This window comes from Faecalibacterium sp. I3-3-33 (genome assembly GCF_023347295.1).
Taxonomy (GTDB): domain Bacteria; phylum Bacillota; class Clostridia; order Oscillospirales; family Ruminococcaceae; genus Faecalibacterium.
Window position 1 is genome coordinate 584,516 of sequence record NZ_CP094469.1, and the last position, 18,187, is coordinate 602,702.

Consider the following 18,187-nt stretch of genomic DNA (forward strand, 5'->3'; position numbering starts at 1 on the left):
TAAACCATTGTAGCAGCGGCTTTTTTATGGTATGATGCAGATAATGAATCTTATAAAAAGGAGTGTTGCCCTGTGCTAAAGACTTATATCACCACCGTGCCTTTGCAGGGAAAGCTGGACCCCATGCTGTACCAGCGGGAGCGGGCAGAGGCCCCCACGGCCACCTGTTTCCCTATCGTACAGGTAATACGGGATACCCTTGAACCCGGGGACACGGTGCGGCTGCTGGCCATCCGGCAGGAAAACGCCGATACCGCCCGCAACTATCAGCGCCTGCTGGAAGAGCTGGCGCAGCTTGGTATTACGGAAGAACAGGTGGAGCCGGTGCCCCTGCCCGAGGATCAGCGCCCGGAAACGCTGATCGGCCTGTGCCGGGATCTGGTGGATGCCCTGCCGCAGGTCACCCGGGTGTATGCCTGCATCACCTACGGCTCCAAGAGCATCCCGGTGGTCACGCTGACCGCGCTTACCTGTGCCGAAGCCACCCACACCGAGCTGGAGGTGGGCGGCGTCTATTATGGCGAGGTCAGGCGGGAGAACGGAAAGGTGGTGGGTGCGCGGCTTTACGATATGGCAGCGCTGTACCAGCTTGCCGGGCTGGTGGGTACCATGCGGGACAGCAAGACCGCAGAAGAGGTGTTCCATCAGCTGATCTGGATGAGCCAGCACCGGGAGGACTGAACCGCCATGAAGAATGATAAAGTATGGGACAAGATCAACGCCTCGCCCCTGCTGCAGCTGCCGCCGGAGCAGCGCAAAGCGCTGCATGAGGCGGGGGATGAACAGTTCCGCACCCTTTGGGGCGATTGCTTTGCCGCTGCGCTGACCCTTGGGCAGCCGCTGGACGGCGGGGACTTTTGCCGCATCTTCCTGAATGCGTTTGACTTCTGGGTGCCGAAGCCCGGGCAGACCTTCAGCGCCTATCTGTGCAGCGCCCTGAAGCACCAGAACGCCCATGACGCACAGCAGGAACAAATGGCGGTGACCGGTTTTGGCCGGGAGACCAACCGCAAGATCAAAAAGGCCTTGGATTATATGGCGCAGAACCAGATCACCGAGGAAAAGCTCTGCCACGACCCGGAAAAGGAGCAGCTGGTGGCCGATATTGCCGGGGTCGGGGTCAAGACCCTGCGGGAGGCGCTGCGCAACAAGCAGTCGATCCTCAGCTTGGACGGCACCGACGGCGAGGAGACGGCACTGGAAACGCGGGTCGCCGCCCCGGCGCAAAGCGTGGAGGAGCAGGCGGAGCAGACCGGTGAGCTGCTGGTATGGCTGCACCGCGGCATCGGGCTGATGAACTTGCAGCAGAAGGAGCAGTACGGCAAGACTTCCGGCCCGCTGTGGAGCAGCGTACTACTGGGCTTTTTGCGCAACAGGGACGTGCTGCCCCCGGCAGAGGATACCCCCGCACGGCTGGCAAACTGTGATGACCTGCGCTTGCTGGAACAGGACAACTGCCTGTGGGACATCCTGCTGCTGCATGGGTATGTAGCGTTTACCGTTCAGCCGCCCTATGCGCCCAAAGCGCTGGAATGCGCCGCGCTCCACGCCCTGCTGGACCCGGAGCGCAACCCGGCGCAGGATAAGACCGTGGCAGAATTTCTTGGTGTGAGCCGGGCGGCAGTGTCGCAGCGGCGCAAAACATGGCAGCAAAAACTGGTGCAGATGAAAACGGAACAGGAGGACGTATAAGATGGGACGCGATGTTTTACTTTTATATATGAGCCCGAAAAACCAGAACTATAAGACCCAGACCAACGAGGGCGCGGTGCGGTACCTGATAAAGGAAAAGGAGACCCCGGACTGCATTCTGGCACTGTGCAGCGAGACGGTGCGCAAAAAAGCGATGGTGGAAATGCCGGACGGCAGCACCTGCACCACGCTGGAATATTTCCGCGATGCGTTGCGCAGGGTGGGCATCCCGGCAGAGCGGCTGGTGGTGATCGAAGTGCCGGACAGCATGGATGACGAAAAAAAGCAGTTTCAGGCCATCTCGCAGCTGCTGGAAAAGATCAACGAAGGGGACACCCTTTCCATCGACCTTTCCGGCGGTATGCGGGACACTGCCATGCTGCTGGTGACCGCTGCCCGCTGTATGCGGGACCTGCGCGGTGTGCAGACCCGCCGGGTGATCTATGCAGAGCTGCGGGGGGAAGAGCCTGTCGCGCACGACCGCACCCAGCTGTATGATCTGTTCGACTTTGTTACCGCCATGGACGCGTTCTTCTCCACCGGCACCGCGCAAAAGCTGAAGAGCTATCTGTGGAGCGAGGGCGAAAAAGACCCGGTGCTGCACACGCTGCTGACCCGCATCAACCAGTTTTCGGAAGATCTGGCGCTGTGCCGGGTGCAGAAATTGAACGACGATCTGAACCAGATCGCTCAGGCGCTGAAAGAAACGCCCAAGAAGAGCCAGAACCTGACCGACCTGTTCTTCCGGCTGCTGAAAGACCGTTTCAACACCGAGTTTGCAGAGTTGCTTTCCTCCGGCGAAAAGGCGCTGCCTGCACTGGTGAGCTGGTGCGCCGACCACGGGATGTACCAGCAGGCGCTGACCCTGCTGTGCGAGCAGATGCCGGAATATGTCTGCCAGCATCTCTTTGTGCAGCCCACCCCCAAAGGCTGGGAGTATCTGGCAGCGCAGATGCAGAACAGGGGCAAGCCGTGGGTGTACCCGCTGTTCCACTTCCACTTCTGCCGGTTGACGCTGTTGCAGAAGGAATATCCCTATACAACAGACCTGCGCCTGACCCTGAGCCGGGACGATGCAGAAGGCAATATGCTGTTCGGCGTAGCAAATGATGCAGAAATGCACGATTATCTGGATATGGCGCTTGCCTCCGACCAGCTGGTCATCGACCCTGCCATCCGCCCGCAGCTGGAGCGGGCCGCCCTGCTCTACCAGCGTGTGATGCAGTACCGCAACCAGATCAATCACGCCAGCGCCAACGACTTGGGCTTGCAGAGCGAGCGCGTTCTGCCGCTGGATACCGAGAGCATTGAAGAGATCCTGCAAAAGATCGCCGTCTACCTACATGAGATCCGCCCCCTGAAGCGGAACGTCCCGCAGGGCATCGAGGCAATTCCCGTTGATGCGGCCATCCCCGCCGGAACGCCCACCCGCTGACCCTAAAACAGAAGAATCTGAAAAAAAAAGCCCCTCCGCACTGGTTCGTACCAGCGCGGAGGGGCTTTTTTGTCCCCTTGCGGGGAGAAGTTGTAATTTTCCGAAACCTGTTTCTCCGAACTAACTGAAAGAGTTACCGTCCCCTTGCGGGGATAAGTTGTAATAGAAGAAACCACTATCGCTGACGATGATTAGAATGTTACCGTCCCCTTGCGGGGATAAGTTGTAATCAGGAAACCACCGACCCGGACCCCATCCTGGCAATGTTACCGTCCCCTTGCGGGGATAAGTTGTAATATAAAAAGGAGATAAAATATATGTTTAGCTTTAAGTTTTCGTCCCCTTGCGGGGATAAGTTGTAATAGATCTATGGTGGTGGATACTACCAGACAGATATGTTACCGTCCCCTTGCGGGGATAAGTTGTAATGTACAAGGCCACGGCGGCGGCTATCGACTATACGTTACCGTCCCCTTGCGGGGATAAGTTGTAATGTCTGCACCCGTTGTTAAAACCATGAGCGCTGCTGAGTTTCCGTCCCCTTGCGGGGATAAGTTGTAATAGCAAACTTCACTGGAAAAGCGCGAAAAATACGCGCAAAACAGGGAAGAACGCATAATACAAAACTATTATACCTCTTTTTGCCGCAAAAGAAAAGGACGTTTTCAGGAAAAAGGCCGGATTCCGGGGTGCGAAGCGGAAAGCCCGGCGGGCGGCAAAATGCCCGCAACGCACAAAACCCGCCCGGCGGGGCAGAAGGTGCTCCGGCAGGGCGGGTGTTTTTGGTGCTGCTTTGGGCGGTTTACAGGATGCGCACCCGGATGACGGCGGGGATGCTGCTCAGCTTCTCGCTCAGGCGGGCATCCACGGCACCGGTGGCGTCCAGCATGGTGTAGGCCATGTTCTTTTTGCTCTTGTTCACCATGTTTTCGATGTTCAAGCCCGCTTCGGTGGTCAGGGCGGTGATCTGGCTGATCATACCCGGCTCGTTTTTGTGGATGATGCAGATGCGCTTGCCGCCGGCGCGGGGCTGGTGCACCTCCGGCAGGTTGACCGAGTGGGTAATGTTGCCGTTGCGCAGGTAATCGCTCAGCTCCTGCGCTGCCATGATGGCGCAGTTGTCCTCGGCTTCCGGGGTGGAAGCGCCAAGGTGCGGGGTGCACACGATGCCGGGACGGCCGAGAATGGCCTCGGAGGGGAAGTCGGTCATGTAGCCGGACACCTTGCCGCTGTCCATAGCCTCCAGCAGGGCGGCGGTGTTCACCAGCTCGCCGCGGGCGTAGTTCAAAATCTTGACGCCGTCCTTGCACAGGGCAAGGGTCTGGGTGTTGATGGTGTCTTTGGTGGTGGGCAGGTAGGGCACATGGATGGTGATGTAGTCGCACAGGGGCAGCATATCGTTCAGGTTTACGCAGTGGTGCACCTGACTGCTCAGGTTCCATGCGGCCTCAATGGAGATGTAGGGGTCGTAGCCGTAGACCTCCATGCCCAGCTCGATGGCGCAGTTTGCCACCCGGGAGCCGATGGCACCCAGACCGATGACGCCAAGGGTCTTGCCCTTGATCTCGTTGCCCACGAACTGCTTTTTGCCCTTTTCCACGCTCTTGGCCATGGCGGGGTCACCGGCCAGTCCCTGACACCACTGGGCGGCGGCAGCTACGTTGCGGCTGCCCGCAATGAGCATACCGATGACCAGCTCTGCCACGGCGTTGGCGTTGGCACCCGGGGTGTTGAACACCACGATGCCCTGCTCGCTGCAGCGCTCCAGCGGGATGTTGTTCACACCCGCACCGGCGCGGGCGATGGCCAGCAGATTGTTGTTGAAGGTGGTGTTCAAAAGGTCGGCGCTGCGCACCAGAATGCCGTCCGGGGCATCGGCATCCACCGTGACATCGAACTGGTTCTTGGGCAACTTTGCCAGCCCCACCGGGCTGATGGCGTTGAGCGTTTTGATGGTGTACATATCTGAAACCCCTCTTTATGCATTCTCTTTGCGGAACTTCTCCATGAAGTCCACCAGTTTGTCCACGCCCTCGGCAGGCATGGCGTTATAGATGGAAGCGCGCATACCGCCTACCAGACGGTGACCCTTCAGGTTCACAAAGCCCGCCTCGGCGGCTTCGGCGCAGAACTTTTTGTCCATGTCCGGGTTGGGGCTGGTGAAGGTGACGTTCATGGTGCTGCGGTAGCGGTGCTCCACAGGGTTCGTGAAGAACGCCTGCCCGTCCAGATAGTCGTACAGCACCTTGGCCTTGGCTTCGTTGATCTTCTGCATATTGGCCAGACCGCCGATGTCGTTTTCCAGATACTTGAGCACCAGACCGGTCATGTAGATGCACCAGCACGGCGGGGTGTTGTACATGCTGTCCTTCGCCAGCAGGGTGGTGTAGTTCATCATGGTGGGCACGTTGTCGGCAGCGTGGCCCAGCAGGTCGTCCCGGATGATGGCAATGGCCATACCGGCGGGGGCTACGTTCTTCTGCACGCCAAAGTAGATGCAGCCGTACTTGCTGACGTCCACGGGCTTGGAAAGGATCATGGAGCTCATATCTGCCACCAGCGGCACACCCTCCACCTGCGGCAGCTCCACATACTGGGTGCCGAAGATGGTGTTGTTCTGGCAGATGTGGATGTAGCTGGCATCCTTGTCGTAGTCGATAGCGTTTACATCTGGGATATAAGTGAAGTTTTTATCCTTGCTGGACGCTACGATCTTGGCTTCGCCGAACTTGGCGGCCTCCTTGGCAGCCAGACCCGAGAAGTTGCCGGACACGATGTAGTCCGCCTTGCCGGTGGTCATAAAGTTCAGCGGCACCATGGCAAACTGCTGGGTAGCACCACCCTGAAAGAAGCCCACCTTGTAGTTATCGGGAATGTTCATCACCCGGCGCAGGGAAGCTTCGGTGTCCTTGATGATGGCATCGAACCACTTGCTGCGGTGGCTCATCTCCATCACGCTCTGACCACTGTCGCCGTATTCCAGCAGCTCGGCCTGTGCCTGCCGCAGCACCTTTTCGGGCAGCATGCTGGGGCCTGCGCTGAAGTTATATACTCGTGCCATAATCAACCTCTCCTTTTCCTGTGATACACCTATTACGCAGTACCGCCGTTTTTGCGGTGCGTCTTTTGCTTTCCGTAGCCGTAGTATACCGGTTTTCTCATGCCGAAAACAAGAGCATCTTTGCACAAAGATATGGCCCCTGTACCCCGCCTGATGGCACAAAGCATACAAATGTACGCCGTGCAAGGACAAAATATAAGACAATTGTAAAAGATATGCACGATCCCTTGATTTCATGCGGATTTTCCGCCCTTGCACCTTTGGCAGAAATGCGGTATACTGGAAATACTAAGACAAATGTAAAAGAAAAACGAAGCTCAAACTGTGAAAGTGCGTTTGGAGCGGCCCGCAGAGCTTGTCGGGGCAAAGCCCCTCCATCTGCTAACGCAGACCGCTCTGCCGCTTAAAAGCCCCACTGGGGCTTTCATTGCTACGCTGCGCTCCGCAAACGCGGTCACTCCAAACGCGAAATAAAATAGTCATTCCGCTGAAAATGGTCAGAGCAAAGCGGAGACCATTCTAAATCGTCCCGCCGCAAAACGGTGACTGAGGGGAATGGATGCATTCAAGGAGGTACAACAGATGTACGGCTTACCAGATACCCTGCGGCCGCTTTCGGCGGCGGAAGAACAGGTGATGCTTGCGGTGTGGGCGTGCCCGGGTGCGGCGGCGCGGCGGGACATCAGCCAGAAACTCAAGGCCACCGGCTGGGCGGCGGCTACGGTGCTGAATTTTCTCTACCGGTTGGAGGAAAAAGGCTGGGTCCGGTCGGCAAAGCAGGGCAACTGCAACGTGTATGTGCCGCTGGTCACCCGGCGGGCGTACGGTGTGTACTGTATGCGGCAGCGGCTGGACACCCTGTTTGACGGCGACCTTGCCGCCGCCGTCCATGCGCTGGTAAGCGAGAGCGGCTGCTCCCAGAGCGCCTTGGAGCAGGCCATCCGGGTGTTGGAGGAGAAGCATCAGGAGACCGAGGAGTACGATTTGTACGACCCCTACGGTTGAATTGTTTTATTTTTGTTTACAAATAGTTGGTTGACACCGAAATATCCGTTCTGTAATATAAAAGCTGTTGAAAAATAAGAAACTGATATGGACGAACAGGAAAGGAGCAGCCAGACACATGGATCATTTGCAGAATGTATTAAGCTACTTCGACCAGCAGCAGCCCCTTTGCGCAGAGCATGACCGCATCCCCAAGGACCTCTATCGGGAGTTCGGGGTCAAGGCGGGCTTGCGCGATGAGACGGGCAAGGGCGTGCTGGCAGGTCTGACCAACATCTCGGACATCCGGGCCTTCCAGTATGTGGACGGGGTCAAGCACCCGGCAGACGGTCAGCTGCTGTACCGCGGCTATGACGTAAAAGACCTCATCAACGGCAGCCGCGGCAGCCGCTTTGCCTTTGAGGAGGCAGGCTATCTGCTGCTGTTTGGCCAGCTGCCCACCCCGGAGCAGCTGGAGCAGTTCTGCGCGGTGCTGGGCGAGTGCCGCACCATGCCCACCAACTTTACCCGCGATGTCATTATGAAGGCGCCCAGCCATGATATCATGAACAGCATGGCGCGCAGCGTGCTGACGCTGGCTTCCTACGACCCCAAGGCGGCAGACTTGGATACCGCCAACGTGCTGCGCCAGAGCATCCAGCTGGCGGGCATCTTCCCCATGCTGGCGGTGTACAGCTACCATGCCTATAACCACTACGAAAAAGACGCAAGTATGTATATCCACCGCCCGGACCCCAGCCTTTCCACCGCAGAGAACTTTTTGCGGATGCTGCGCCCGGATATGCAGTACACCCCGCTGGAAGCCCGCGTGCTGGACGTGGCGCTGCTGCTGCACGCCGAGCACGGCGGCGGCAACAACTCCACCTTTACCACCCGCGTGGTCACCTCCTCCGGCACCGATACCTACTCGGCCATGGCGGCGGCGCTGTGCTCCCTCAAGGGCCCGCGCCACGGCGGTGCGAACCTGATGGTCATGCACATGATGCAGAACATCCGGGACAACCTCCACGACCTCGAGGACGACGAGGAACTGGAAGCCTACCTGAAAAAGTTGCTCCACGGCGAGGCCTTCGACCGCAAGGGTCTGATCTACGGCATGGGTCACGCCGTCTACTCCCTCAGCGACCCGCGCGAGGTGGTGTTCAAGGGCTATGTGGAGCAGCTGGCCCACGAAAAGGGACGGGACAAGGATCTTTCGCTCTACACCCGCATCGAGCGCATGGCACCCCAGCTTATTGCGCAGGAGCGCAAGATCTTCAAGGGTGTAAGCCCCAACGTGGACTTTTACAGCGGCTTTGTATACGAGATGCTGGGTATCCCCATGGAGCTGTACACCCCGCTGTTTGCCGTGGCGCGCGTGATGGGCTGGAGCGCCCACCGCATCGAGGAGCTGCTCAGCGCCAACAAGATCATCCGCCCGGCCTACAAGAGCCTTGGCGGCACCCATGATTATATCCCGCGCAGCCAGCGGGCATAAAGGGAGGGCATCGGCATGGAAGAGTTGCAGCAGCATCAGGGGGAATGGTTCTTTCTCCACGAGCTTAACGTGGATAAGGTGTTCAGCACCATCCAGCGGGCAGATTATCTCATCCTGTATTATATCAAGGTGGCGCAGGAGGCGCACCCCGGCGAAAAAGTCTATCTTGCCGACCTTGCCGCCGCTATGGGGCTGCGGGTGACCGAGCTTTCCAAGGGCATCGAGAAGCTGCAGGACAGCGGTTTTGTGACGTGGAAAACCGACCGCGAGGCCGGGCGCACCTATGTGGAGCTTTCCAGCAAGGCGGTGGAGTTGATGGCAGAGGAGCGGGAACTTTTGCAGCGCTGCTACCGCCGGATGCGCACTGAGCTTGGAGACGAGGAACTGCGCCGCGCCGCTGCCACCATGCAGCGCGCCACCGCCATCCTGAAAGAAGAGCGGGAAAAGGAGTTCCCGGTAGCGCAGTAACAGCTTTTAGAAAACGATTGGGAATGCGCGCCGCTGTGCTTTGCGCATGTTTAGCGGAAAATAGATTTTTAATAGGGCAATGCCGGAGCGTCTGCGGACGCTCCGGCATTGCGTTTTCACGGGGAGGAGTTTGGGAACGAACTCCCTCAGTCATCCCCAAGGGGCTGCCCGGTGTAAAATGAAATACCGGAGCATCCGCAGACACTCCGGTATTTTGAAAGCAAAGCTTTATTTGATGCAGCTTGCGCAGGGGGTATAGCCTGCGGCAATGGCTTCGTCATAGCTGGAAAAGAGGATTTGGTTCTTTTCCGCAGGCAGGTTGGCGCAGGTGGGCAGATGGAACTTTTTGCTGTTCACGTTGCCGATGTAAGCCTGCTGCGCCGTGCTGGAGGACGACGGGTCGGTGGGGTTCAGCTGGCTGTCCGGTACAAAGTGCTCGGTGCCCACGGTGAAGTTCTGGCCGTCACTGCCGATGGTGATGGTGCCCTGCAGGTCGGTGCGGTAGACGTCCACCTTTGCGTCCCGCAGGATGCTCAGGGTCTCCTCGTGGGGGTGGCCGTACTTGTTGCCCGTGCCGCAGGAGATGACGCCCATTTCCGGCAGAACGGCATTCAGAAACAGGTAGCCGGTGCTGGTGCTGGAGCCATGGTGCCCTACCTGCAAAACATCGGCCTTCAGGTTGGCACCGCTGTTCACAAGGTCGGTCTCGGCGGTCTTTTCCATGTCGCCGGTCAGCAGAAAGCTGGTGTTGCCATAGTCGATGCGCAGCACCAGTGAGGTGTTGTTGGTCTCGCTGTACTGCGTTACCGGGCCAAGCAGGGTGACGGTGGCGCTGCCCAGCGGCCAGACCGTGCCCACGGAGGGCACTTCCAGCTGCAAGCCCTGCTGCTGCGTATACTTGACAAAATCGTTGAAGCATTTGGTGGAGGCTTCCGTCACCGGGCTGTAAGCGTGCCCCGCCGGGAACTTTGCCATTACGGCGGCAAGACCGCCCACATGGTCCTCGTGGGCGTGGGAGCAGAACACATATTGCAGCTGCTCCACCCCCTGCTTTTGCAGGTAGGAGACCACCAGACTGCCGTCGTCCACGTTGCCGCCGTCGTAGAGCATGAACTGTCCGTCACACTCTACCAGTACGCTCAGCGCCTGCCCTACATCAATAAAGTGCATCTCAAAGGGCTGGCTTGACCCGGTGGAGGGCTTGACGATGTGTCCGCCATCGCCGGGCAGGCTGTCACAGGCGGTAAGCCCCAGCGCCAGCACAGCGGCCAGCGCCAGCGCAGCCAGCCGCAGGAACAGGCGGCGGGGGAACAGGGTTACTTTTTCTTCTTTCCAGTTTTCCACGTTGCGTTCTCTTTCTGTTGAATATTTTTGGGCTTATGGCCGGTTGCAGAGTTGGGCGCAAAGCGTGCGCCCGGGCTGGGCTGACGGCCTGCCGGAGCAGCAGTACGGGTGTTTTTGCCGGTGCTGCGTCCCTTCTGGTTGGAATGTACGGTATAGGTGCCATCGTTGTGGATGGTCACCTCGGCGCTCTCTGCCCGGCGGGCGGTGCGCTGCACGGCGCGGCGGCCTGCGGCGGGCACAAGCAGGGGGATCAGGTCCTCCCGGTGGGTCAGCTGCAAAGCCTTGACCACCTTTTCCGCGTTGCGGGGCTCGTAGTATTGCAGCAGTGCACGCTGCAGCGCCTTGCCCTCGGGGGTCTTTTCTACGAACACCGGCTTGAGGGTGTAGGGGTCAAGGCCGGTATAGAACATACAGGTGCTCACGGTACCGGGGGTGGGGTAGAAGTCCTGCACCTGCTCCGGGCGCATGTGGTTCTTATAAAGGTACTCGGCCAGATAGACCGCGTCCTTCAAAGTGCTGCCCGGGTGGCTGGACATGAGGTAGGGCACCAGATACTGCTTTTTGCCCGCCTTCTTGCTCAGCTCGTAGAACTTATCCTTGAACTTATTAAAGGTCTCGATGGGGGGCTTGCCCATGTAGGCAAGGGTATTGGGGGCGCAGTGCTCCGGGGCGACCTTCAGCTGGCCGGACACATGGTACTCCACCAGCTCCTTAAAGAAGGTATCGTCCGGGTCCGCCATCAGGTAGTCGAAGCGGATGCCGCTGCGGATGAACACCTTTTTCACGCCCGGCAGCTCCCGCACCCGGCGCAGGATCTTAAGGTAGTCGCTGTGATCCACGATCATGTGGGAGCAGGTGGTGGGGGCAAGGCAGTGCTTGCCGCCGGTGCACATGCCGCGCAGCATCTGCTCGCGGCAGGAGGGGAAGCGGAAGTTTGCGGTGGGGCCGCCCACATCGTGGATGTAGCCCTTGAAGTCCGGCTCGTGGGTCATGCGCTCGGCTTCCTCCACGATGCTGTCGGCGCTGCGGCTGGTGACACGCCGCCCCTGATGCAGCTGGATGGCGCAGAAGTTGCAGCCGCCGAAGCAGCCGCGGTTCTGGATGATGGAGAACTGCACCTCGCGGATGGCGGGCACGCCGCCCATGCTCTCGTAGATGGGGTGGTAGCGGCGGGTGTAGGGCAGGGCGTAGACTTTATCCAGCTCTCCGCGCACCAGCGGCTTTGCGGGGATGTTCTGCACCAGATACTTTTCGCTCTGCTTCTGCACGATGATCTGGCCGCTGACCACGTCCTGATTATCCATCTGGATGCGGCAGGCCTTGGCATAGGCGGTCTTGTCGGCGGCTACCTTTTTAAAACCGGCGCACTCCACATACCGCTGGGGCAGGTGGTCGAAATCGGTCAGGTAGCAGGTGCCGTTCACGTCCGTAATGCTTTCCACCGGCTCTCCGGCGGCCAGACGGCGGGCGATCTCCACGGTCTGGTGCTCACCCATGCCAAAGCTGATGAGATCCGCGCCGGAGTCCTCCGCGATGCTGGGCAGCACGGTGTCCAGCCAGTAATCGTAGTGGGCAAACCGGCGCAGGCTGGCTTCCAGACCGCCTAAGATCACCGGCAGGTCGGGGTAAGCCTGCTTGGCAAGCTTGGTGTACACGGTGGCGCTGCGGTCCGGGCGGGCACCGGCCTTGCCGCCGGGGGAGTATTCGTCCTCGGCGCGGGGAATTTTTGCCACGGAATAGTGGCTGACCATGCTGTCCACATTGCCGCCGCCGATGAAAAAGCCGTACTTCGGCTTGCCGAACCGCTTGAAGTCCTCGCAGTCGGTGTAGCGGGGCTGCGCCAGCACGCCCACCTTGTAGCCCTCGGCTTCCAGCAGGCGGCTGATGATGGCAGTGCCAAAGCTGGGGTGGTCCACATAGGCGTCACCGCCCACCACCACAAAGTCCAGCTGTTCCCAGCCCCGGGCTTCCATGTCCGCCCGGCTGATGGGAAGAAATTCGGTGTAGATCTGGGGAGTAGAATGTTCCATAATGCTCCTTTATTATTCCTCCGGTTGGTTCATCTGCATTTCCAGCCACTGCTGGCGGCTGATGAGCACGGCGCGGGGCTTTGCGCCCTCGTAGGGGCCGATGATGCTCTTTTGCTCCATCTCGTCCATGATGCGGGCGGCGCGGGCGTAGCCCAGCTTGCAGCGGCGCTGCAAAAGGCTGGTGGAGGCCTGACCGGCGTCAATGACCACATCCACGGCCTGCTTGAACATGGGGTCGGAGCCTGCGTCCTCCTCGGCGTCGGCACCGCCGCCGCCCTTTTTGCCGTCCTGAATGGCGTGCTTTTCCATGGCTTCGATCATGGCCTCATCGTACTGTACAGTGGCGCTGGACTTGATGAAGTCCAGCACACGGCTGATCTCCTCATCCCGCACAAAGGTGCCCTGAATACGGGTGGGCTTGGGTGCGCCCACGGGCATAAACAGCATATCGCCCTGACCTAGCAGCTTTTCTGCACCGGCACCGTCCAGAATGGTGCGGCTGTCCACCTGACTGGACACCGCAAAGGCGATGCGGCTGGGGATGTTGGCCTTGATCAGGCCGGTGATCACGTCCACGCTGGGGCGCTGGGTGGCAACGATCAGGTGCATACCGGCGGCACGCGCCTTCTGGGCGATGCGGCAGATGGAATCCTCCACGTCCTTGCCCACCACCATCATCAGGTCAGCCAACTCGTCGATGATAATGGCGATGTAGGGCATCTTTTCCAGCCCCGGCTGCTCGGTAGCCAACTTGTTGAAGGACTTGATATCGCGCACATTGTTCTCCGCAAACAGGCGGTAGCGGCGCTCCATCTCCTGCACCGCGCTGCCCAGTGCACCGGCGGCCTTGCGGGGCTCGGTGACCACCGGCATCAGCAGGTGGGGGATGCCGTTATACTCGGCAAGTTCTACCACCTTGGGGTCGATGAGCAGCAACTTCACGTCCTCCGGGCTGGAGCGGAACAGCAGACTCATGATGATGCTGTTCACGCACACGGATTTACCGCTGCCGGTGCTGCCCGCGATGAGCAGGTGGGGCATCTTGCACAGGTCGGTCACCTGCGCCACACCGGCAATGTCCTTACCAAGGGCGATGCCAAGCGGCGAGGTCATGCGCAGAAAACTCTGGCTTTCAAAGATGCTGCGGATGGAAACGGCGGTCTTTTTGTGGTTGGGCACCTCGATGCCCACGGCGGGCTTGCCGGGGATGGGCGCTTCCATACGCACGTCTGCCACCGCAAGGTTCAGGGCGATATCGTCTGCCAGCGAGGTGATGCGGCTGATCTTTACGCCCGCCATGGGCTGCAGCTCGTACCGGGTAACAGAGGGCCCGCGGGAGATATCCAGCACCCGGGTGCGCACGCCGAAGCTTTCCAGCGTATCCACCAGCTTCTGGGCGTTGGCCTTCAGTTCCTCCTGTGCGCCGGGGTCGCTCTCCTCCTGCGTTTTTTCAAACAGTTCGATGGGCGGGTACTGGTACTCGTAGCTGTCCACCGGCTCGCTTTCCTCGGCGGGGGCGGTGGCGGCTGCCTGCTCCGAGACGGCGGGCTTTTCCATGGCCGCTGCCACCAGCGAGTTGATGTCCTTTTCCTCCACCGGTTCGGCGGTAATGCTGATCCAGCCATCCTCGTCCGGCGCAGAGCGGAACGCCACGGCGTTCTCGGCGCTCACCCGGGGCACAGTGGGCTGGATAGGTGCAGCCTCCGGCTGCGTGGGCATCTGCGGCTGCACCACCGGCGCTGCCGGCTGGACGACGGGAGCATCAAAAGCGGGGGCAGGCTCTTCCGGCTGCGGAGCGTCCTTGGCAAAGAAATCTGCCGCAGCGGTGACCACCGGGTCTGCCACGATGGGCGGCGGCGTGGGTTTGGGCGCAGGGCGCAGCGGGTCCTGCCCGAAGGTGCCGCCCGGCCCGACGATCAGCGGCTCAATGGGTTCGCTGCCACCCTCGGAGAGAGCGGTGTGGTCGGGGCCAAGATCTACGTCAAAGGCAGCGCGGGGACGCGCAACGCTGACCCGTACCGGGGTGATGGGCGGTGTGGCAGGTTCTGGCTGGGCAGGGGCGGCGGGCGCAGCTTCGGTGTCCGCAGCGTCTGCTTCCATCTCCTGCGTTACCTTATGCCCCCAGCGCAGCACGCCGGACATCCAGTCCGGCACACCCAGATGCAGCCCGGCAGGCTCGTCCTCCTCGTCCAGTGGCTCGTCCTCGGTTTCGTCGTATTCCTCGTCAATCTCCCGCTCGGCCTGCCGGATGGCGGCACGCTCGGCGCGGCGGGCGGCGCTCTGCTCTGCAAAGGCAGAGCCGCGGGCGCGGATGCCGCCGGTGACGGCGCACAGCCAGACCCAGACCTCGGCGGGGGTGACATCAAAAATGTACAGGCTGCCGCACAACAAAAGCACGATCATAATGAGGTTTGCCGCCGGGCGTCCGCACAGCAAAAGCAGCACGCCGCCCAGCACAAAGCCCATTGCGCCGCCGGACAGCCATGCGCTGACACCGTTGGCGTAGCAGGCGGAAAGCATTTGCAGCGCCGACAACCCCTGCGGCTGGATATCGGAAAACACGATGACTGTGCCGCAGACAAAGATAAGCCCCAGCACCAGCTTGAGGATGCGGGACAACAGCTCCTCGCCCCGGGTGTACAAAACGGCCAGACAGCACACGGCTGCACCCAGCACAAAGCTGCCGCAGCCGAACAGCCCGAACAGCACATCGTGGAGCACCCGCCATGCGGAATCGCCCTGCACAAAGGCCAGCACCATTAGCAGCAGGCCGCCGAACAGGGTGCCAAGCCCTGCCGGGAGCCGCTGCTCTGCCCTTTTACGGCGGGCAGCAGTACGCCGTGTCGTTGATTTTCGTTTTTTTGTTGCCATTCTACTCTGTTCCCCAACTTCCCATAGACACAATAATTGATTCTACTATTGTACCACGCAAGGGCAAAAATGGCAAACCATAATGTTGTTTTTGTTGGAGGAAAATGGAACGAATCCAGCCCCTCTCGTGAAAAGGCAGTTCCGAAACGCCCGCAGGCGTTTCGGAACTGCAAATAAAAAAATAATTCCGCTGAATATGCGCAAAGCGAACGCGGAGCGCAGTTCAAATCGCCCGGCGGGGGAAGCCGCAAAGATTCACCCCCGCTCAATTTCCTTATACAGCCATGCCAGCGCGTCCGAAAGACCGCCCAGCTCGTCGATCAGCTTTTCCTTTACGGCGCGGCGTCCGTCCAGCACTGTGCCCATGTCCATGACCAGCTCCCCGGTGTGGAGCATCAGCTGGGTGTAGCGCTTTTCCGGCATGCCGCTGTGGGCGGCTACAAAACCGGTGATGCGCTGCTGCATCTGCTCAAAGCAGTGCATGGTCTGCGGCACGCCTAAGATCAGCCCGGAGTGCCGCACCGGATGCACTGTCATGGTGGCGGTGGGGACAATAAAGCTGTGCCGCGCGCTGACCGCCAGCGGGATGCCGATGGAGTGCCCGCCGCCCAGCACCAGTGTGGCGCTGGGCTTGGAGATACTGGCGATCAGCTCTGCCAGTGCAAGGCCGGTCTCCACATCGCCGCCCACCGTGTTCAGCAGCACCAGCAGCCCCTCGATGCGGGGGTCCTCCTGTACCGCCACCAGCTGGGGGATGACGTGCTCGTATTTGGTGGTCTTTTGCCCCTGCGGCGCTTCGGTATGCCCTTCGATCTGGCCGATGACGGTCAGGCAGTGGATGACATGACCGCCCCGGCTCAGGGTGACCGTGCCCAGATCTTCGATATCCTCTTTTTCCATCCGGTGCTGCTCTGCGGGGGTGTCTTTTGCCGTATCCATGCGCGTTCTCCTTCCGTAGCGGGGTCTTTGTGGGGTCAGTATCCCCCGGCAGCCGGGGAAGTATGCAGGAGAAAAGAAACAAAAAACTTTGTGAATTTTTTGCTTTTTTACAAATAGGTATTTGACATTCGCCTTTCATGCTGTATACTTTAAATAATATAACAGGATAAAACGGAACATCTCTCTGCGCGCAAAGAAGCCCCTTGCATGGCGGCAGAAGCTGCAGCGCGTTGGGCAGAAAGGAGAATTTTCCTATGAACACCCCCCAAAAAGCATCGATCCCTGTGATCAAGCGTCTCCCCAAATATTACCGGTATCTGCGCTCCTTGCAGGCCGACGGCATTACCAGCATCTCCTCCCGGGAGCTGGCTTCCCAGATGGGCACCACCGCCTCGCAGGTGCGGCAGGACTTCAACTGCATCGGTGACGTGAACGGACGGCAGGGCATCGGCTACTCGGTGGAGAACCTGCTTTCCATTCTGGAAAGCCTGCTGTTCGGCAACGGCGACCGCCTGCCCACCATTCTGATCGGCTGCGGCCGTTTGGGCAAGGCGGTGAGCCGCTTTATCACCACCGACACCAACGGTTACAAACTGATCGCCGCTTTTGATGTGGCTGAAAACGAGGTGGGCAAGGAGATCAGCGGCATCCGCATCCGGCACATTGACGAGCTGGAGGCATTCTGCGAGGAAAACAAGCCCAAGGTGGCGGTGCTCTGTGTGCCCCGCGATGGTGCACAGCAGGTGAGCGGACGGCTGGTGGATCTGGGCATCGAGGGCTTCTGGAACTTCTCCCACTATGACCTGTCGGTGCCTTACCCCGATGTGGTGGTGGAAAACGTCCATCTGGGCGACAGCCTGATGAGCTTGGGCTACCGTCTGCGCAATCAGGAGTGACGGCATGGCAAAATTGTATTTCCGCTACGGTGCCATGAACAGCGGCAAGAGCACGGCGCTGATGCAGGTGGCACACAACTACGAAGAGCAGGGCATGAAGGTGCTCATTTTAAAGCCGCAGGTGGATACCAAGGGCGGCGGGGAGCTGGTGAGCCGTCTGGGCGTGCGCCGCAAAGCAGACCTGCTGATCCCGCCGGAGCTGGACGTGTTTGCAGCTGTGAAGGCGGCAAACGATGCCGCCGGGCCGCTGGCCTGTGTGCTGTGCGACGAGAGCCAGTTCTTCACCCCGGAGCAGGCCGAGCAGCTGTTCATGGTCACGGTAGATCTGAACATCCCGGTGATCTGCTACGGTCTGCGGGCAGATTTTTCCCTCAAGGGATTCCCGGGCTCTACCCGTCTGCTGGAGCTGGCGCACACCATCGAGGAGATGAAGACGATATGCACCTGCGGGCGCAAGGCCATCTGCAACTGCCGCAAGGTGAACGGGCAGTTCGTCTTTGAGGGCGAGCAGGTAGCCATCGACCTTGAAAACGATGTGCAGTACGTCAGCATGTGCCCCCAGTGCTACTTCAAAGCGCGGCGGGCGTTCTACGCTGCAAAGGAAAACTGAGATACTTTTATATTATATACAAGCCGCTGCACCGTGCCGGGTGCAGCGGCTTTTTTGCGTGGAATGAACCCTCTCAGGCGCTCCCGCGCCAGCTCTCCCGAAGGGAGAGCCAAGCCGTAAGGTTTATCGCTAAAGTATTAGGTATACCGAGGAAGCTTCCGGCAGTGCTCTTGGCTCTCCCTTTGGGAGAGCTGTTACCGCAGGTGACTGAGAGGGCGAGGACGCTGCCCTTGGGGAAGGTGACTGCGAACGCAGTGAGCAGACGGAAGGGGTACCCCCCATAGGCTGTATACAGACTGATATATCAATTTGTTGCATTTAGAGGGACTGATATATCAACTGGGCGAAATACGCACGTT

The 18,187-nt window shown here is 59.7% G+C and carries 14 protein-coding genes and 1 CRISPR repeat array; of the genes, 8 read left to right on the forward strand and 6 right to left on the reverse strand.

What is annotated here, in order from left to right:
• The first annotated feature begins 72 nt into the window (after nt 1-72).
• From MTP39_RS02795 to MTP39_RS02805, 3 genes are read left to right on the forward strand one after another with little or no spacing between them, the layout of a single operon-like run.
• A complete protein-coding gene (locus MTP39_RS02795) occupies nt 73-681 on the forward strand; it encodes a TM1812 family CRISPR-associated protein (protein WP_249241352.1) in 609 nt (202 codons plus the stop codon).
• 6 nt (nt 682-687) lie between these two features.
• A complete protein-coding gene (locus tag MTP39_RS02800; protein WP_249241353.1) occupies nt 688-1,692 on the forward strand; it encodes a hypothetical protein in 1,005 nt (334 codons plus the stop codon).
• Nucleotide 1,693: 1 nt separating this feature from the next.
• A complete protein-coding gene (locus MTP39_RS02805; RefSeq protein WP_249241354.1) occupies nt 1,694-3,127 on the forward strand; it encodes a TM1812 family CRISPR-associated protein in 1,434 nt (477 codons plus the stop codon).
• Between the two features lie 70 nt (nt 3,128-3,197).
• A CRISPR array of direct repeats spans nt 3,198-3,689; the repeat unit is 27 nt; unit sequence CGTCCCCTTGCGGGGATAAGTTGTAAT.
• A 240-nt stretch (nt 3,690-3,929) separates the two neighbouring features.
• Here the strand turns inward: MTP39_RS02805 and MTP39_RS02810 are convergent.
• On the reverse strand, nt 3,930-5,090 hold the full coding sequence (locus tag MTP39_RS02810; protein ID WP_249241355.1) for a phosphoglycerate dehydrogenase: 1,161 nt from the start codon (nt 5,088-5,090) through the stop codon (nt 3,930-3,932).
• 15 nt (nt 5,091-5,105) lie between these two features.
• Nucleotides 5,106-6,188, reverse strand: a complete 1,083-nt coding sequence (serC, locus tag MTP39_RS02815; protein ID WP_249241356.1) for a 3-phosphoserine/phosphohydroxythreonine transaminase — start codon at nt 6,186-6,188, stop codon at nt 5,106-5,108.
• Between the two features lie 582 nt (nt 6,189-6,770).
• Here serC and MTP39_RS02820 point away from each other — a divergent pair.
• The 3 genes from MTP39_RS02820 (at nt 6,771) to MTP39_RS02830 (ending at nt 9,138) form a co-directional block, all read left to right on the forward strand.
• Nucleotides 6,771-7,193, forward strand: coding sequence for a BlaI/MecI/CopY family transcriptional regulator (locus tag MTP39_RS02820; RefSeq protein ID WP_015536612.1), 423 nt, complete (start codon nt 6,771-6,773; stop codon nt 7,191-7,193).
• 118 nt (nt 7,194-7,311) lie between these two features.
• Complete coding sequence (locus tag MTP39_RS02825; protein ID WP_015536613.1) at nt 7,312-8,670, forward strand: citrate/2-methylcitrate synthase; 1,359 nt, start codon at nt 7,312-7,314, stop codon at nt 8,668-8,670.
• 15 nt (nt 8,671-8,685) lie between these two features.
• Nucleotides 8,686-9,138, forward strand: a complete 453-nt coding sequence (locus tag MTP39_RS02830) for a MarR family transcriptional regulator (protein WP_249241357.1) — start codon at nt 8,686-8,688, stop codon at nt 9,136-9,138.
• 228 nt (nt 9,139-9,366) lie between these two features.
• Here the strand turns inward: MTP39_RS02830 and MTP39_RS02835 are convergent, their stop codons facing one another.
• From MTP39_RS02835 to MTP39_RS02850, 4 genes are all read right to left on the reverse strand, one after another.
• Nucleotides 9,367-10,482 carry a ComEC/Rec2 family competence protein gene (locus tag MTP39_RS02835; RefSeq protein ID WP_249241358.1) on the reverse strand — a complete coding sequence of 372 codons (1,116 nt, stop codon included), beginning with the start codon at nt 10,480-10,482 and terminating at the stop codon, nt 9,367-9,369.
• Nucleotides 10,455-12,512 (reverse strand): YgiQ family radical SAM protein, encoded by a 2,058-nt coding sequence (locus MTP39_RS02840; protein WP_249241359.1) that lies wholly within the window; start codon nt 12,510-12,512, stop codon nt 10,455-10,457. The genes MTP39_RS02835 and MTP39_RS02840 overlap by 28 nt, the downstream gene beginning before the upstream one ends.
• A 12-nt stretch (nt 12,513-12,524) precedes the next feature.
• The gene (locus MTP39_RS02845) at nt 12,525-15,383 is read right to left on the reverse strand and encodes an FtsK/SpoIIIE family DNA translocase (protein ID WP_249241360.1); all 2,859 of its coding nucleotides are present in this window, start codon (nt 15,381-15,383) and stop codon (nt 12,525-12,527) included.
• A 255-nt stretch (nt 15,384-15,638) separates the two neighbouring features.
• Complete coding sequence (locus MTP39_RS02850) at nt 15,639-16,322, reverse strand: ClpP family protease (protein WP_097782672.1); 684 nt, start codon at nt 16,320-16,322, stop codon at nt 15,639-15,641.
• A gap of 254 nt (nt 16,323-16,576) precedes the next feature.
• Here MTP39_RS02850 and MTP39_RS02855 point away from each other — a divergent pair, with 254 nt between their 5' ends.
• Nucleotides 16,577-17,218 (forward strand): redox-sensing transcriptional repressor Rex, encoded by a 642-nt coding sequence (locus tag MTP39_RS02855; protein WP_249241361.1) that lies wholly within the window; start codon nt 16,577-16,579, stop codon nt 17,216-17,218.
• Nucleotides 17,219-17,222: 4 nt separating this feature from the next.
• On the forward strand, nt 17,223-17,828 hold the full coding sequence (locus MTP39_RS02860) for a thymidine kinase (RefSeq protein ID WP_249241362.1): 606 nt from the start codon (nt 17,223-17,225) through the stop codon (nt 17,826-17,828).
• The last annotated feature ends 359 nt before the right edge of the window (nt 17,829-18,187 follow it).

Excerpts from the sequence above, each read along its gene's own strand:
- MTP39_RS02805 (WP_249241354.1), top strand. The coding sequence starts at position 1,694 with ATGGGACGCGATGTTTTACTTTTATATATGAGCCCGAAAAACCAGAAC.
- MTP39_RS02800 (WP_249241353.1), top strand. The coding sequence starts at position 688 with ATGAAGAATGATAAAGTATGGGACAAGATCAACGCCTCGCCCCTGCTG.
- MTP39_RS02820 (WP_015536612.1), top strand. The coding sequence starts at position 6,771 with ATGTACGGCTTACCAGATACCCTGCGGCCGCTTTCGGCGGCGGAAGAA.
- MTP39_RS02850 (WP_097782672.1), bottom strand. The coding sequence starts at position 16,322 with ATGGATACGGCAAAAGACACCCCCGCAGAGCAGCACCGGATGGAAAAA.
- MTP39_RS02860 (WP_249241362.1), top strand. The coding sequence starts at position 17,223 with ATGGCAAAATTGTATTTCCGCTACGGTGCCATGAACAGCGGCAAGAGC.
- MTP39_RS02845 (WP_249241360.1), bottom strand. The coding sequence starts at position 15,383 with ATGGCAACAAAAAAACGAAAATCAACGACACGGCGTACTGCTGCCCGC.
- MTP39_RS02810 (WP_249241355.1), bottom strand. The coding sequence starts at position 5,090 with ATGTACACCATCAAAACGCTCAACGCCATCAGCCCGGTGGGGCTGGCA.
- serC (WP_249241356.1), bottom strand. The coding sequence starts at position 6,188 with ATGGCACGAGTATATAACTTCAGCGCAGGCCCCAGCATGCTGCCCGAA.
- MTP39_RS02855 (WP_249241361.1), top strand. The coding sequence starts at position 16,577 with ATGAACACCCCCCAAAAAGCATCGATCCCTGTGATCAAGCGTCTCCCC.
- MTP39_RS02840 (WP_249241359.1), bottom strand. The coding sequence starts at position 12,512 with ATGGAACATTCTACTCCCCAGATCTACACCGAATTTCTTCCCATCAGC.
- MTP39_RS02825 (WP_015536613.1), top strand. The coding sequence starts at position 7,312 with ATGGATCATTTGCAGAATGTATTAAGCTACTTCGACCAGCAGCAGCCC.
- MTP39_RS02830 (WP_249241357.1), top strand. The coding sequence starts at position 8,686 with ATGGAAGAGTTGCAGCAGCATCAGGGGGAATGGTTCTTTCTCCACGAG.